This window comes from Mesorhizobium sp. P2_E7 (assembly GCF_056403855.1).
In genome coordinates this window covers 35684-51020 of the sequence record NZ_JBFUER010000003.1, presented here as the reverse complement: position 1 = coordinate 51020, position 15337 = coordinate 35684, and the positions used below count along the sequence as shown (strand labels likewise).

10 protein-coding genes are annotated in these 15337 nt (G+C 64.2%); 3 read left to right on the top strand and 7 right to left on the bottom strand.

Annotated features, from left to right (window positions below; genetic code table 11):
- Positions 1–307 precede the first annotated feature (307 nt).
- Positions 308–2053 (top strand): adenylate/guanylate cyclase domain-containing protein, encoded by a 1746-nt coding sequence (locus AC1DYC_RS19415; protein ID WP_477409086.1) that lies wholly within the window; start codon positions 308–310, stop codon positions 2051–2053.
- A 163-nt stretch (positions 2054–2216) separates the two neighbouring features.
- Here the strand turns inward: AC1DYC_RS19415 and AC1DYC_RS19410 are convergent, their stop codons facing one another.
- The 5 genes from AC1DYC_RS19410 to AC1DYC_RS19390 form a co-directional block, all read right to left on the bottom strand.
- Positions 2217–3368, bottom strand: a complete 1152-nt coding sequence (locus AC1DYC_RS19410) for a YncE family protein (protein ID WP_477409084.1) — start codon at positions 3366–3368, stop codon at positions 2217–2219.
- A gap of 107 nt (positions 3369–3475) precedes the next feature.
- On the bottom strand, positions 3476–4756 hold the full coding sequence (locus AC1DYC_RS19405; protein WP_477409082.1) for a GNAT family N-acetyltransferase: 1281 nt from the start codon (positions 4754–4756) through the stop codon (positions 3476–3478).
- Positions 4756–6159, bottom strand: a complete 1404-nt coding sequence (locus AC1DYC_RS19400; protein WP_477409080.1) for a lipopolysaccharide biosynthesis protein — start codon at positions 6157–6159, stop codon at positions 4756–4758. The genes AC1DYC_RS19405 and AC1DYC_RS19400 overlap by 1 nt, the downstream gene beginning before the upstream one ends.
- A gap of 269 nt (positions 6160–6428) precedes the next feature.
- Positions 6429–6932, bottom strand: coding sequence for a hypothetical protein (locus AC1DYC_RS19395; protein WP_477409078.1), 504 nt, complete (start codon positions 6930–6932; stop codon positions 6429–6431).
- Positions 6933–7379: 447 nt separating this feature from the next.
- Complete coding sequence (locus AC1DYC_RS19390; protein ID WP_352557606.1) at positions 7380–7652, bottom strand: DUF4242 domain-containing protein; 273 nt, start codon at positions 7650–7652, stop codon at positions 7380–7382.
- Positions 7653–7892: 240 nt separating this feature from the next.
- Here AC1DYC_RS19390 and AC1DYC_RS19385 point away from each other — a divergent pair, with 240 nt between their 5' ends.
- Positions 7893–10481 carry a helix-turn-helix transcriptional regulator gene (locus AC1DYC_RS19385; RefSeq protein ID WP_477409076.1) on the top strand — a complete coding sequence of 863 codons (2589 nt, stop codon included), beginning with the start codon at positions 7893–7895 and terminating at the stop codon, positions 10479–10481.
- A gap of 83 nt (positions 10482–10564) precedes the next feature.
- Here the strand turns inward: AC1DYC_RS19385 and AC1DYC_RS19380 are convergent, their stop codons facing one another.
- The gene (locus AC1DYC_RS19380; RefSeq protein WP_477305759.1) at positions 10565–11137 is read right to left on the bottom strand and encodes a TetR/AcrR family transcriptional regulator; all 573 of its coding nucleotides are present in this window, start codon (positions 11135–11137) and stop codon (positions 10565–10567) included.
- Positions 11138–11376: 239 nt separating this feature from the next.
- Between AC1DYC_RS19380 and AC1DYC_RS19375 the strand changes: the two genes are divergently transcribed.
- Complete coding sequence (locus AC1DYC_RS19375) at positions 11377–12339, top strand: alpha/beta fold hydrolase (RefSeq protein ID WP_477409074.1); 963 nt, start codon at positions 11377–11379, stop codon at positions 12337–12339.
- 68 nt (positions 12340–12407) lie between these two features.
- On the opposite strand, the gene secA is transcribed toward AC1DYC_RS19375, so the two are convergent.
- Complete coding sequence (secA, locus tag AC1DYC_RS19370) at positions 12408–15140, bottom strand: preprotein translocase subunit SecA (RefSeq protein ID WP_477409072.1); 2733 nt, start codon at positions 15138–15140, stop codon at positions 12408–12410.
- Positions 15141–15337 lie beyond the last annotated feature (197 nt).

Below are 15337 nucleotides of genomic sequence, written 5' to 3'. Positions count from 1 at the left end.
GCCACGGTGACGTCAGCCGGTTACAAAAACAGGAAATATCTCCAGCCTTCTGGGAGTGGCGTGTCAGCGTCCCCAGAGGCTGCGTGAGCGTGTCGTCGGCTGGCTGTTAGCGCCTCGACTGGAACGCTCCACGCCTGGCAAGCGCATAGCGAAATCTCGTGAAGGCAACGTCAAGCTGCGTTCTCCGTTCTGTATCGGCGACCGGCGGAGACTGGGAGAGATGGATACGATGCAGGTGAGGCGTCTGGAAGTTGGCCGGACATGGACGCGGGGCGGCCCGGGTGCAGGCGCTTTGCCGAGCGGCGCGATGACCACGCAGCGCCACCTCGCAGCGATCATGGCTTGCGACGTGGTCGGCTATTCGCGCCTGACGGAGCGCGACGAGCGCGGCACGCTCGAGCGATTGAAAATCTACCGCAAGGACCTCCTCGAACCGCTGGTCTCCGAGCACCAGGGTCGGATCGTCAAGCTCACCGGCGACGGCATGCTGTGCGAGTTCGCGAGCGTCGTTAACGCGGTGACCTCGGCGATGGCGATCCAGCAGGCCCTGGCAGAGCACGAGGCGGAGACGCCCGAGGAAGAGCGGATTCGCTTCCGCATCGGCGTCAATCTCGGCGACGTGGTCTGCGAGGAGGACGGCGACATTTACGGCGACGGGGTCAACATCGCCGCCCGACTCGAAGGCATCGCCGATCCCGGCACCGTGATCGTCTCGGGCACGGCCTACGACCACCTTCAGGGCAAGCTCGACTTCGGCTTCACACCGCTCGGCGAACTGCGCCTCAAGAACATCGAGCGGCCGGTGCGCGCCTATCGCGTCGAGACCGACGCCAGCGCCTCGGTGGCTGCGCCGCCTCCCCTGCCCGAGAAACCCTCGATCGCGGTTCTGCCTTTCACCAACATGAGCGGAGACCCCGACCAGGAATACTTTGCCGATGGGCTGGTAGAGGACATCATCACGGGATTGAGCCGGGTGAACTCCTTCTTCGTGATCGCCCGAAACTCGTCCTTCACCTACAAGGGCAGGGCGGTCGACCTGCGCCAGGTTGGGCGCGAGCTGGGCGTCCGCTACGTGCTCGAAGGCAGCATCCGCAGAGCAGGATCGCGGGTGCGCATCAGTGGGCAGCTGGTGGATGCGGTCAGCGGACACCATGTCTGGGCCGACCGCTTCGAGGGCGACGTGAGCGACATCTTCGACCTGCAGGACAAGGTGACCGAGAGCGTCGTCGGCGCTGTCGAGCCGAGCATCCGGCTGGAGCAGATCAAGCAGGCGCGCATGAAGCCGACCGACTACATCAGCGCCTACGACCTCTATCTTCGCGCGCTGCCGCGCTTCTACAGCATGACGCGCGAAGGCTTTGCCGACGTGCGCCGGCTCACCAACGAGGCGCTCAGCATCGACCCTGGCTTCAACCTGGCAAAGGGGCTCGGCGCCTATATCCGCAGCGTATCCGTGAGCCAGTGCTGGCATGAGCCCGACGATGGCCGGGTCGCCGTGCGCATGGCGCGCGAGGTACTGGCCGAAGCGCGCGACGACCCCACGAGCCTACGCTTCCCCGCGCAGGTGCTCGCCTACAGCGCGAAGGACTACGAGATGGCGCTGGGCACGATAGAACGATCCCTGCTGCTCAACCCCAATTCGGCGCAGGGCCATACGAGCAGCGGCTGGGTGAACGCACATTCCAGCCGCCCGCTCGTCGCGATCGAGCACTTTCACAGGGCAATGCGGCTGAGCCCGGTCGACCCGGAGAAGGGCATCGCGCTCTCCGGCATCGGGATGAGCTACCTGATGCTCGAGCGCTATGAGGAAGCGCTGGCATGGGGAGCACGCGCGCTGCAGGAGATGCCGAACTACGGCACCTCGCACCGGGTGGTGATCATGGCGCTGGCCAAACTCAACCGGCCGGACGAGGCGCAGGCGGCGGCGCGGCGTCTGATGGAGGCGTTCCCGACCTACACGCTCACCCTGCAGAGACAGATCAACCCGTGGCGGGACAAGGTGTTCGCCGAGCGTTACGTCGAGGCGCTGGGCATCTCCGGTGTGCCGGAGTGATCGTCGCGGTTGCTATGATGCCTCTCCGCGTGTCGCGTCAGGCCAGGCGATGTTCCGAAGAGGATCGCGGGACGATGACATTCATCGATAGCCGGTCCAGCATCAGGGCCACGATAAAGCCGACGGCAGCAGCCGCCGATAGAAAAGGCAGAGCAGACGCACCCTACCGCATATTCCCCGTATGGCCCTGCGAATACCGTCCCGGCTGCGGCCAGACCGTCAGGCCGTGCGGTTCGGCGCCGACGCGGAATTTGGTCACGGCGCCGGATGTCGTGTCGATCATGTAGGCGGCGCTGTCGAAGCGGCCGGACAGCCATAGTTGTTTGCCGTCGGCGCTGACATTGCCCATGTCGGGGCTGCCGCCGCCGGGGATCGGCCATTGCGTGACGACCGCGCGGGTGGCGAAGTCGATCACGGTCACGCTGCCCGGTCCCTTCGCCTTGCCCTGCTCCATTTTGTGCGAGCCGCGGTTCGAGACGTAAAGCCGCTTGCCGTCGCGGCTAACGACGAAGCCATGGGCGCCGATGCCGGTCGGGATGAAGCCGATTTCCTTGAAACTGTCGCCGTCGACAAGGAAGACACCGTCATTCATCATGTCGGCGACATAGAAGACCTTGCCGTCGGGCGAGAGGCGGATGTCCTGCGGCATGCCCATTTTCGAGAAGTCGAGATGGCCAAGCACCTTCTGGTTCTTCAGGTCGATCTTGGTCACTCCGCCATTGCCGTATTCGCAGGTGAAGATCGCATAGGAGCCGTCGGCCGAGAAATCGGCGTGGTTGATGCCGGGGCAGTTGGGCGTCGGCAGGCTCGACTTCAGGGCCATGGTGTGTGGATCGCGAAAATCGAGCCGCTCCAGGGCTTCGTCGACGACGATGGCCGCGCTGCCATCCGGCATGAAATACAAATTATAGGGATCGTCCACGGCAATCTGCGGGCCGGGCTTGCCGGTCATCGGGTCGACCGGCGTCAGGCTGCCGTTCTTGCCGGTGCCATTGTTGGCGACCCAGAGCGTCTTCAGGTCCCACGAGGGCACGACGTGCTGCGGTTTGCTGCCGACGGAGAACCGGTCGACTTCCTTCAGCGTCATGGTGTCGATTACGGTGACGCTGTTGGAGGAGCGGTTCGGCACATAGACGCGCGGCAGCGCGCCCAACGTAGCCGGGCCGAGGTGGCCGGCGCCGGTGTGGCTGTAGATGTTGACGGGTGGCTCGCTGCAATCCTCGGGACAGCTACCCGCCCAGGCGCGAACGGGCAGCAGTGCAAGCAGCAGGACTGCCGCACAGGGACCGGCGTGACGCAAAAAGGTTCTGATCATCAGGATGGCTTGTCGTGAAGGCCGGCCGAAATTGCCGCCGCGACCCATAGCTCGGGTTTTGCTGCTGATCCAGTGGCTTTTCTCAAGGCTCCCGCGGGGTACACGGCTTAGCGCCGTCCCAGCAAACTCTTCATGCGGTTGCGCAGGAGGCGGGCCATGTTGCGGGTCTCGCGGTAGAGGTGCAGCTGCGAGGCGGCCTGGCGGGCAAGGCGGTCGGCATCCGGCGTCAGCCCGATCACCAGCGAGCCCATCGGCTTGCGCTCGCTCCACAGCCGGCTCATCACCGGATGGTCGGGTACGGCGCAGGAATCGGTCATCATGATGTTGGGGTCGTCGAGATGCTGCTTGGTCACCTCGATCATCAAAAGCGTGCCCGGCGAATAGGTCGCCAGCGTCTCGTCATAGGCGGTCTTCCAGGTGTAGGCGACGCCGGCCTCGACGAAGACCACCAGGCAGGCGATGGTGCGGCCGTCCAGCGTCAGCGAATGGATGCGACACATGTCGTGTTCAGCCAACCGGTGTACGGCCTCGCGGGCGAAAGCGGCGCGGAAGCGGTCGATGGCCATGGCGGTGCGCTCGCGGCCTTTCCAGCCGGACGCTTCCAGCGTCAGAAAACTTTCGATGGCATGGCGGATTTCGTCCGGACCGCGCGCCACGACATGTTCCAGTTTGCCGAGATCGCCCAGGCGCCGCTTCAGGCGGCGGAATTCGCGATGGTGATGCGCGCGCAGCGATGCCTTCAGATAGGCCTCGCCGTCGAGCGTACTTTCGAGCACCGGCCGGTCCGCCTTGCCGGTTGTGACCATTGTCAGGCCGCGCGTCTCGGCAACGGTGGCAAGCACGCTGGCCAACGGATCGTCGAGCCGCATGTCGGGCAGCACGAAGACTTTCGGCAGCTTCAGGTGCGGCCGCGACAGCATGCCGAAGAAGTCCTCGACGACGCCGATCGGGTCGTCGTGGTCGACCAGCGGCGTGCCGATCGGGCCGAACGGGCTCGACCATGTGCGCATGACGGGAACGCCGAGTGGAATCGCCGGCCGTTCGACCGAGAACGGCACCAGCAGGCGCAGCCGGTTGCGGTATTCGTCGCCGTCACGAATGACCGCCAGCTTGACCTCGCGATCCTCCAACCGGGGCATGGCCGGCGCCAGGAAGCGTGGGTTGAAGAAGACATTGGGCTCGATCGTGCGGGTGCACAGAAAATCGAGTTCCTCGACCAGCTCGAAGCCGGCCGAAGCCGGATAGATCGCCAGCTTGCGCTGCGGCCGGTTGTTGGCGAGGATCTCGAGATGCGCCGGATCCGCGTCGCGCGCCAGGCCGGCAAGGCCCGACACCATGGCGCCGGCGGGACCGCCACTGGTTTCCTCGATCAACGGGATGGCGGCCATCAGGCGGCTCTCTTGGCTGCGGGAACGAAGATCAGCATGACGATACCAAGCTTGCGCCAGACGGTGAAGGACAGAGCACTGGCCTCGAAGACCATGGCAAGGCTGGTGGCGATCGCGGCCCCCCACAGGCCGAAGAGCGGGATCAGCACTATGTTGAGGCCGATGTTGAAGGCCAGCGTCATGGCGTACACGGCGGCGCAGATGTTCTGGTTGCCGCTCATCGTCAAAAGGCTTTCGCACGGGCCGACAGCGGCGCGCGCCACGACACCGAACACCAGCAGGAACAGCAGCGGATAGCCGGCGGTGAATTCGGGGCCGAACAGCACCAGCATCGGCTCGCCGAGCGCCAGCACCAGCAGCGCCATCAGCAGCGACGGCCAGAACGTCCACGACACGGTCTCACGGGCAAAGGCGGCGAGCTTCTCCGGTTCGCCATGGGTGAATTGCGCATAGCGCTGGGCAACGCCGGCCTTGACGGAGAAGTAGACGAAATGCACCAGCGCCAGCGTCTTGACGGTGGCGAAATAGACGGCGACGTCGTTGGGTTGCAGATAGGCGCCGACCATCAGCACATCGGCGTTGGTGAGCAGGAAGAAAAAGCTCTCGACCAGGAAGATCGGCAGCGAGACGATGAACCACTCGGCAAAATGCACCTTCATCGGCCCGGTCGGGATGTTCTTGCCCATGCGCTGGGTGACGCCGATGAGCTGACCGAGCGTGGTGGCGTAGGTGGCGGCGATCGAGGCGAAGATCGCGGTCCGGGCGTCGGGCGCATAGCCCATCGCCAGCATCAGCGCCATCAACGCCAGGATCAGCACCGGCCGCACCAGATAGGTCGGCGACAATGCAAACAGCGCCCAGGAATTGGCCCGCGACTGGCCTTGCAGCAGGTCGCCCATGGCAATCATCGGCAGGCAGAACAGGCCGAGGATGAACGGGATGACATAGTAGCTCTCGATCCAGTCCGCGCACAGCCAGACGCCCAGTACGCCAAGGCCGGCGATTACGGTCGAGGCGATCAGCACGAACAGGCGGCTGGCGACCACGATGCCGCGCAGCTCGTCCAGCATGTTGCGTTCGCGGTATTCGGGAATGAAGCGGATGACCGAGGTGTGAAAGCCGAGGCAGGCGAGGTTGCCGACGATGACCATCGTCACCCAGACGAGGACGAAAATGCCGTATTCGAACGAGCCCATCCAGCGCGCCATCAGCACCTGGCTGATGAAGGCGATGACGGCGCTGACGATGCGGATGGCAAAGGCGATGAGCGACATGCGCCCGGCTTCGCCGCGCTCGTCGGCGGTGAACAGCACCGCATCGATGCGCCCAAGCAGCGGCCCCATGCGCAGCGCCAAGCGCTGCGGCAAGAACCGCCCGGCCGTCGTCGCCGCGGAAAAGCGCACCCCGATGTCTCTCCGTTTTCCGCCTGTTCCCAAGGTTTCGGTGTAGCCGAAACACCTTAAGAAAGGGTGGGCAGGTGCGGGTACGCCGAGCTGCCAAGGACAGTCGCATGTGCAAAGTACGTCAATCGCATGCCGGTGGCAAAACGAAAGGCGAGCGAACGCCGGGGAAGACTGGGGAGCCGGTCGGCGTTGCGCTCGCCCCTCCCCCCGCCAAGGGGGATGGCCGGGCACCGGATGCGTCCGGTGCCCGAGGTGCTACAAGGGGAGCGTTACATCCCCTTCATCGCGTCGCACGAGACGTTCGGGTTCATGTCGGCGAAGGCGCCGGTCGGGTTCTGTTTCCAGGCCCAAACATGCAACTCGTAGAACGGGCCCAGGCCGTAGCGGTTGGGGGCGCTGTTGAAGTTGAACAGCTGGCCTTCGAGCGAGGCCGGGCCCTTCGAGGTGATGTATTCGACCGCTATCAGCTTCAGGCTGCCGTCGGCCATCGGCTCGTACATCACCGCCTCGGGCTTGGCGACATCGACGGCATCGTCCTTGAGATAGGCGCCGTTGACATAGTGGATGCCCATCGCGCCGCCGGTGATGCCGCTGGCGCAAGGGATCGGGGCGTAACCTTCGGCTGTGGCAGCCACCACATTTTCGAAACGGCTGTTGGCGGCGCGCACCTTTTCGGCCAGCGCATTGGCGTCGTGCGCCTGGGCGGCAGCACCGGCCGCGATCGAGATGGCGGCCAGGGCCGCGAAGCGTGTCGTCCAAAGAGTTATGGTCATGGTCATTCCGTTCGTTTGTTGACGCTTGAGGCGATGGCGACCCGGTCGGGCCTGCCGAAAATGCCGGCAGCGTTGGTTCAAGGATTTGGGGGAACGAGCTTGTCCGTCCCCGTTCATGTGATGGTTATGCAGCTCCGGTAGCCGAGCTTCCGGCCGCCGCTAAAACCCGTGCAAAATCAACGATCCCAAAAATAGTATTGCCAATATTCCTGCGGCACTTCCCGCTCCGAGAGCCCGATGTCGCGCCTCAGATAGTCGCTTTCCGGGGGCAGGCGCCGCCTTTCAGACAGATGCGCAGGCAGCTTCGTCGCGAACCGCCATAGACGGCCGAGCAGGCCGGCCTTTCCCAGGACAGGCTCGGTTCCACCGACCGGCAGGCCACCAGGCAGTTCGCCATGGCCGCGAAGGGCAGTTTGATGCTCATCATTGTAGCGACCGAACGCCGGGTCAGAGGTAAAAGTAAGGGTCAAGAACCCGCACCTCCGTGATCTTGTCGACGGGCAGCGAGTTTTTCTGGGCGGTGCTGCGGATCGCTTCGGGCGAGGGCGCGTCGTAGATGCAGAAGCTGCGCTTCTTGTCGGGCGTGACGAAGGACTGGATCCAGGTGACGCCCTTCTCGGCATTGCGCATGACGACGCCGCCCACCGCGCTGGCGCCGATGTCGGTCATCGGTATGTTGAGGCCGTCCGGAAATGTGCGTTCAATCAGATAGCGAGGCATGGAAGGCTTCCTTTTCCATTGAGTCACGCTCGATCGGAGCGCGGCTGGACGTTGACCACGCCGGCCCGGCCCGCGCATCGGAACGATTCCCCATATTTGGCGGGACGATTCCCTATATTGGCGTCGTTCTTTGTGGGAAGAGGCACGGCAATGTGTGCAAAGTCACATTGCGGCGCTCTCTTCACGGGCTATCGTGAGCGGCCCGCCATGGTGGGAAAACTCCGATCATACGAGACGATAATGATGCTTCTGGAACGGCAGATGCAGCTGCAGCAACTGGAGACCTTGCTTGGCGATGCAATCGGCGGTCATGGCCGCGTCGCGGTACTGGCGGGGGAGGCTGGCGCCGGCAAGACGGCGCTTGTTGAGGCGTTCGCGGCCCGTGTCGGGCAGAGTGCGGTGACGTTGCGCAGCGCCTGCGAGGATCTGTCGATCCCCGATCCGCTAGGCCCTCTCTACGATCTGGCCCGCGAGGCGCAATGGGCACTGCCGCGCGCCATCGACGCCCGGCATGGGCAGAGACTGCCGCTGTTTTCAGATGCGCTCGACGCCTTCGCGGCAAAGGGACCGAGCCTGCTGGTGATCGAAGACCTGCACTGGGCCGACGACGCGACGCTCGATTTCGTGCGCTTCCTTGGCCGGCGTATCGCCAACACCCAGATTCTGCTCCTGGTGACCGCGCGCAACGATCGCAGCGAAGCCCAGGTCAGGGTCCGCCGCGCGCTGGGCGAAATCCCGGCCGGCAGCGTGGCGCGCATCGAGGTGCCGCTGCTCAGCGAGGCGGCCGTTCTGTCGCTGGCCGATGCCGCCGGCCGCGATGGCGACGCCATCTACCGGGCGACCGCAGGCAATGCTTTCTTCGTCACCGAATTGCTGTGCGCCGAAAACGAAACTGCGTTGCCGGCAAGCGTGCGCGACGCGGTGCTGGCGCGGGCTGAGCGGCTGTCGCCAGGGGCTCGCGCAATGCTTGACGCGGTGTCGGTGTTTCCGCGTCGCGCCGACGCCTGGGCCTTGCAGGGCCTGTGCGGCGTGGCCAGCGCCGGCCAGCTGGCCGAATGCGTCGCCAACGGCCTGCTCGACGATCTCGGCGACGGCTATGCCTTTCGCCACGACATTGCGCGGCGCGCCATCGAAATGATGTTGACGACGTCGCACAGGCGGCAGTTCAACCAGCGTGCCTTGGCTGCGCTGCTCGAAAACGGCGACGTCTCCACGGGCCGTCTGGTGCATCATGCGGTCGAGGCGCACAATCTGGCTGCGGTGCGCGAACTGGCGCCGATCGCGGCGCGCGAGGCGTCGCGCGTCGGCGCCCATCGCGATGCCGCCGGCTACTACGAGATCGCCTTGCAGCAGGCCGACAGCCTGCCGGCCACGGAACGCGCGGAACTCTACGAACGACATGCCTTCGAAAGCCACCTCATTGGCAAGATCGCCGACGCGCTCGCGTCGCAGGAACAGGCACGCCGGCTGCATCAAGCCGACGGCAACAGGCTGAAGGAGGGCGACAGCCTGAGATGGCTTTCCAGGCTGAGCGAAATGGGCGACGACCGCGAAGCGGCAGCCGCCTTCGGCGCCGAGGCCGTGGCGATGCTGGAAGCTGCTCCCGCCGGTCCGGAACTGGCCATGGCCTATTCGAACCTTTCCCATCTGGCGATGCTGTCGGAGAAGGTGGAGGACACGCTGTTCTATGGCGAGAAGGCGGCTGCGCTGGCCGAGCGCATGAACCGGCCCGACATCGCGTCGCATGCCCTCAACAATGTCGGCTGCGTCGAGCAGTGGCTGGATCCGGCTGCCGGACGCCTGCGCCTCGACCAAAGCCTCGAAATCGCACTTCAGGGCAATTTCCAGGAACATGCCGCGCGCGCCTTTACCAACCGCGCCTGTTTCGAGATCACCCAGATGAGCTACGACGCGGCGCGGCCGGTGCTCGATAGCGGCATCCACTATTGCACCGAAAACGACCTTGGCACCTGGCGCGACTATCTCAGAGGCATGCTGGCCGATGTGCAGCTGCGCCAAGGCCAATGGGACGACGCCGCCGCCACAGCAACCGACGTCATCGACAATGAGCGGACAACGACCGTGGGCCGGCTCCCGGCGCTGCTGGCCCTGGCGAAACTGCGACTGCGGCGCGGCGATCCGTCGGCCGAGCCGCTGTTTGCCGAAATGGCGCGGTTCGTCGGAAGTGGTGCAGACCTGCAGATGCTGAGTTCCTACGCAGCGCTGACGGCCGAGCAGGCATGGCTGGGGCTGGGCGACAAGGAGAAGGCGTTGGCGCTGATCGCCCGCGCCGAAACGCCGGTGCGCTCGCGCGCCCATATCGGGGAACTGGCGCTATGGCGAACATTGCTCGCTCCGGACATGCCGGCCGGCGATACTGCCGATATGGCGACGCCATACCGTCTGCTTTTGACCGGCGACTGGCGTTCGGCTTCGGCACTGTGGGCCGACTTGAATGCGCCCTACGAACGCGCTCTGGCGCTCACCCTTGGCGACGATGAGGGGCAGCGGCTGGCACTGGAGATATTCGATGGCCTGGGGGCATGGCCGGCTGCCCAGCGGCTGCGCGAAATCATGCGCAAGAACGGCATTGGCGGCATTGCCCGCGGCCCACGCCGCTCGACGCGCGCCAATCTCGCCGGCCTCACCTTGCGCCAGATGCAGGTGCTGCAGCTGATCGAACGTGGTCTCTCCAACAAGCGGATCGCCGAGCAGTTGACGATTTCGCCGAAAACGGTCGATCACCATGTCTCGGCCGTGCTGGGCAAACTGGACGCGGTGTCGCGCGGTCAGGCGACGGCGGCGGCGCGGGATTCTGGGCTTTTGTGAGAAGCTTGTTCCAAAGTTTCGACTGAGAGGTCAGCGATCCTTCGCGCCCCCGACCTAGTCTAGTCGAGCGCGGCCGCAGGCAGTCACGGCATGAGGCCGGTGGCGCGATACGCCCTGATCGTTCGATCATAGATGCCGATGTCCTGGCAACCGCGCGCCACGAGCTGTGCTCCCTCGATGGCGGCGAAGATCGCCATCGCGTGGTCGCGCAAATCCTGCTCGCTCGCCGCAGGGTTTGCCTGCGCCAGAACCTGGGTGATCCAGCCGACATTCGTCTCGGCAAACTTGTCGACCTCGGTTCGCACCTCCGTGGGAAGGTCGGCGAGTTCCGCGCTCATCATCCCGCACAGGCACATGCGATTGTCATTGGCCAACGCCGAGCGAAAGATTTCCGTATATCTGTCCATGCGCCAGGTCGCGTCGCTGGAATTTGCAAGCAGCTCCGACAGATAGTTGGCCCCATCCTCGGTATAGCGACGCGCCAGCGCGGCCCCCAGGTCGCCTTTGGTGGGGAAGTGATAGTGCACACTGGCGCTCTTGATCCCGACCTCTTTGGCAAGCTCGCGAAAGCTGAGGGCGTTGTAGCCATGCGCCTGCACTGTCGCTTTTGCGGCCGCCATAACCGCCTCGCGCATGTCAGTTTTCGTTTTAGCCATCTTCATCCTCTGTCTACCACTCGATAGATAGTTGTTGACGCAGAGAAAGGAAAGGCCTAACTGCTGTGTCGTTACCTACCTATCGATAGACAGCTAAAGGGCCTTTCATGACAATCCTTGATCGCCCCGGCTTCTGATTCCACTCCGAACTTTTCTGCCAACCACCGGGCAGACCGGTTCTTCTCCCGACCATTCACCAATCCCGCCGCCGCAAGCGGCTTCTTTTCACGGAGTTCACCATGTCCACGATCTCGACACCTGACAGTGCTTTCCGGCGTAACCTCTTGAAAGGCGTCGCCGCTGGCGTCGGCCTTGCCACTGCCAGCGCCGGTGCTGCCGGTGCAAAAACCCTGGTGCCGGCAAATGCCGGCGAGCCGACAGCGAACCATCTGACCACCAAGGACGGCACCAGCCTCTACTACAAGGATTGGGGCACGGGACCGGCCGTCGTCTTCAGCCACGGCTATCCACTCTCCTCCGATGCATGGGAGGACCAGATGTTCTTCCTGCTGCAGAACGGCTATCGGGTCATCGCCCATGACCGTCGTGGCTTCGGACGGTCAAGCCAGCCGGCGAACGGTTACGATTACGACACGTTCGCCGACGATCTGGCACAACTGGTCAATGCGCTCGACCTCCGCGAGGCGACCTTCATTGGTCATTCGATGGGCGGCGGCGAAGTCGCCCGTTATGTCGGACGCCATGGCCAGGGCCGCGTCGCCAAGGCCGCCTTTGTCTCCGCGGTGACGCCATTCCTGCTCAAGACCGAGACCAATCCGACGGGGGCGCCCAAGGAGGTGTTCGACGGTTTTCGCGCGGCTGTGCAGGCTGACCGTTCGCAATGGAATCTCGACGTCACCATGCCGTACTACAGCTTCAACCGGCCGGGCGCGAAGATCTCCGAGGGCTTGCGGCAAAACTACTGGCGGCAGGGACAGGCAACCGGGCTGCTCGCCGCCTATCACGCACTTGGTGCCTTCTCGGAAACCGATTTCCGCGAGGACCTCAAGAAGATCACTGTCCCCGCGCTTGTGGTGCACGGCAGCGACGATCAGATCGTCCCGCTGGAGATCTCCGGGAACCTGACCGCCAAGCTCATGCCGCAGGCCAAGCTCGTGGTTTACGAGGGTGGGTCCCACGGCTTGCTTCACGTCGATAAGGACCGGCTGAATGCCGATCTGCTGACGTTCCTTCGCAGCTGACGCCGCCTGCCTTCAAAAATCGGGGCCGGCCCATAACCGGCCCCGACACCCTAGTCTAGCGGTCGAAATCAGGCAAACGCGCCGTGGCAGTGCTTGTATTTCTTGCCGGAGCCGCAGGGGCAGGCTTCGTTGCGGCCGACCTTGCCCCAGGTCGCCTGGTTGTTCGGGTCGCGGTCTTCGGGAGCGACGATGGCGCTGCTCTCCTGGCGGACCAGAAGCGCGGTCTCGCCGCCGCCGAAATCGTCCTCGCCGGTGGTGCCGTCAATGTGGCTGCCGAACATGTCGGGCGCCTCGGGCGGCGGCGCTTCGGCGGCCTGGCGGACCAGTTCGACGCGCATCAATTGCGCGGTGACGGCCTGGCGCAGATTGCCGAGCAGCGCCTGGAACAGCTCGAACGCCTCGCCCTTGTATTCCTGCAGCGGATCGCGCTGGGCGTAGCCGCGGAAGCCGACGACCGAACGCAGATGGTCGAGATTGACGATGTGCTCGCGCCACAGATGGTCGAGCGTCTGCAGCACCACCGAGCGTTCGACATAGCTCATCACGTCGGGACCAAACCGGTCGGCGCGCTCCTTGGCGGCGGCGTCGGCGGCTTCGGTCAGGCGTTCGCGGATGTCGTCTTCGGCAATGCCTTCTTCCTTGACCCAGTCCTCGACCGGCAGGTCGAGATTGAGGAATTCGGCGACCTCGGATTTGAGGCCGGCGACGTTCCACTGCTCGGCATAGGCGTTTTCGGGGATGTTCTTGGTGACGATCTCCTCGATGACGCCTTCGCGCATCTCGGCGATCGTCTCCGAGAGGCCTTCGCCGTCCATCAATTCGATGCGCTGCTCGAACACCACCTTGCGCTGGTCGTTCGAGACGTCGTCGTATTTCAACAGGTTCTTGCGGATGTCGAAGTTGCGCGCTTCGACCTTCTTCTGCGCCTTTTCCAGCGCCTTGTTGATCCACGGATGGATGATGGCCTCGTCTTCCTTGAGGCCGAGCTTCTGCAGCATGCCGTCCATGCGCTCGGACCCGAAGATGCGCATCAGGTCGTCCTGCAGCGACAGGAAGAATTTCGAACGGCCGGGGTCGCCCTGGCGGCCGGAACGGCCGCGGAGCTGGTTGTCGATGCGGCGCGATTCATGGCGCTCCGTAGCGAGCACGTAGAGGCCGCCGGCGGCCAGCGCCTTGTCCTTCAGGCGCTCGACATCGGCGTTGATTTCCTTTTCGCGCGCCTCGCGCTCGGGTCCGGCAGGCATGTCGCCCAGTTCGTCCTCGATGCGCATCTCGGCGTTGCCGCCGAGCTTGATGTCGGTGCCGCGTCCCGCCATGTTGGTGGCGATGGTGATGGCGCCGGGCTTGCCGGCCTGGGCGACGATGGCCGCCTCGCGCTCGTGATGGCGGGCGTTCAGCACCTCGAAATCCTTGAACCCTTCCTTGCGCAGGCGCTCGGCCAGTTGCTCGGATTTTTCAATGGATGTGGTGCCGACCAGCGTCGGCTGGCCCTTGGCGCGCGCTTCCTTGATCTCCTTGACGATCGCCTTGTACTTCTCCTCGACCGTCCGGTAGACCTCGTCGTCCTCATCCTTGCGGATGACAGGCAGATTGGTCGGGATCTCGGTGACTTCGAGGCCGTAAATGTTGCCGAATTCCTCGGCCTCGGTCAGCGCCGTGCCGGTCATGCCGGAGAGCTTCTTGTAGAGGCGGAAATAGTTCTGGAAGGTGACCGAGGCCAGCGTCTGGTTTTCCGGCTGGATCGCCACATGCTCCTTGGCTTCGAGCGCCTGGTGCAGGCCTTCCGAATAGCGGCGTCCCGGCATCATGCGGCCGGTGAATTCGTCGATGATGACGATCTCGTCGTTGCGGACGATGTAGTCCTTGTCCTTCTGGAACAGCCGGTGCGCCTTAAGCGCATTGTTGACGTGGTGAACGATGGCGACGTTCTCGACATCATAGAGCGACTCGCCCTTGAGCAGGCCGGCCGCGCGCAGCAGGTTTTCCAGCTTTTCGGTGCCTTCCTCGGTGAAGATCGAGGTCTTCTGCTTCTCGTCGATCTCGTAGTCGGCCGGGCCGAGCTGCAGCATGAAGGCGTCGATGGTGTTGTACATTTCCGAACGGTCCTCGAGCGGACCGGAAATGATCAGCGGCGTGCGCGCCTCGTCGACCAGGATGGAATCGACTTCGTCGACGATCGCGTAATTGTGGCCGCGCTGGACCATCTGGGCGCGCTCGTACTTCATGTTGTCGCGCAGATAGTCGAAGCCGAGCTCGTTGTTGGTGGCATAGGTGACGTCGGCGGCGTAGGCGATGCGGCGCTCCTCGTCGGAGAGACCGTGGACGATGACGCCGACCGAAAGGCCGAGGAATTTGTAGACGCGGCCCATCCATTCGGAGTCACGCGTGGCGAGGTAGTCGTTGACGGTGACGACGTGAACGCCTTTGCCGGCAAGCGCATTGAGATAGACGGGCAGGGTGGCGACCAGGGTCTTGCCCTCGCCGGTCCGCATTTCGGCGATACCGCCATTGTGCAGCACCATGCCGCCGATCAGCTGGACATCGAACGGGCGCATGCCGAGCACGCGGCGCGCCGCCTCGCGGGCGGTGGCGAAGGCCGGTATCAGCAGGTCATCGAGGGTGGCGCCGTTGGCGATATCCTGGCGGAATTTTTCCGTGCGAGCCTGCAGCTCGGCATCGGACAGCGCCCGCATCTCGTTTTCCATGGCGTTGATCGCCTCGACACGCGGCCGGGTCGCCTTGACGCGGCGATCGTTTGAGGAGCCGAAAACCTTACGGGCGAGACCGCCGAGACTGACCATCCAATGGTCCTTTCGATAGAATTCTCAATCTTGAGACGGGCGCCGGCCGGCCCCATCAATTCCGCGTGAAACGCAGACAAACGCAAAAAGCGCCCGGAAAACGGTTCTGGACGCAAAGTCGTTGGACAGATAAGAGGGGGCTCAACTGATGTCAACGCCGCGTTAGCCCTATGGGCAGCGCCAAATTCCGCCACAAT

What these genes read in the sequence shown, in the direction of transcription:
- AC1DYC_RS19415 (WP_477409086.1), top strand. Translation starts at nt 308, where the DNA reads ATGACCACGCAGCGCCACCTCGCAGCGATCATGGCTTGCGACGTGGTC.
- AC1DYC_RS19410 (WP_477409084.1), bottom strand. Translation starts at nt 3,368, where the DNA reads ATGATCAGAACCTTTTTGCGTCACGCCGGTCCCTGTGCGGCAGTCCTG.
- AC1DYC_RS19405 (WP_477409082.1), bottom strand. Translation starts at nt 4,756, where the DNA reads ATGGCCGCCATCCCGTTGATCGAGGAAACCAGTGGCGGTCCCGCCGGC.
- AC1DYC_RS19395 (WP_477409078.1), bottom strand. Translation starts at nt 6,932, where the DNA reads ATGACCATAACTCTTTGGACGACACGCTTCGCGGCCCTGGCCGCCATC.
- AC1DYC_RS19390 (WP_352557606.1), bottom strand. Translation starts at nt 7,652, where the DNA reads ATGCCTCGCTATCTGATTGAACGCACATTTCCGGACGGCCTCAACATA.
- AC1DYC_RS19385 (WP_477409076.1), top strand. Translation starts at nt 7,893, where the DNA reads ATGATGCTTCTGGAACGGCAGATGCAGCTGCAGCAACTGGAGACCTTG.
- AC1DYC_RS19380 (WP_477305759.1), bottom strand. Translation starts at nt 11,137, where the DNA reads ATGGCTAAAACGAAAACTGACATGCGCGAGGCGGTTATGGCGGCCGCA.
- AC1DYC_RS19375 (WP_477409074.1), top strand. Translation starts at nt 11,377, where the DNA reads ATGTCCACGATCTCGACACCTGACAGTGCTTTCCGGCGTAACCTCTTG.
- secA (WP_477409072.1), bottom strand. Translation starts at nt 15,140, where the DNA reads ATGGTCAGTCTCGGCGGTCTCGCCCGTAAGGTTTTCGGCTCCTCAAAC.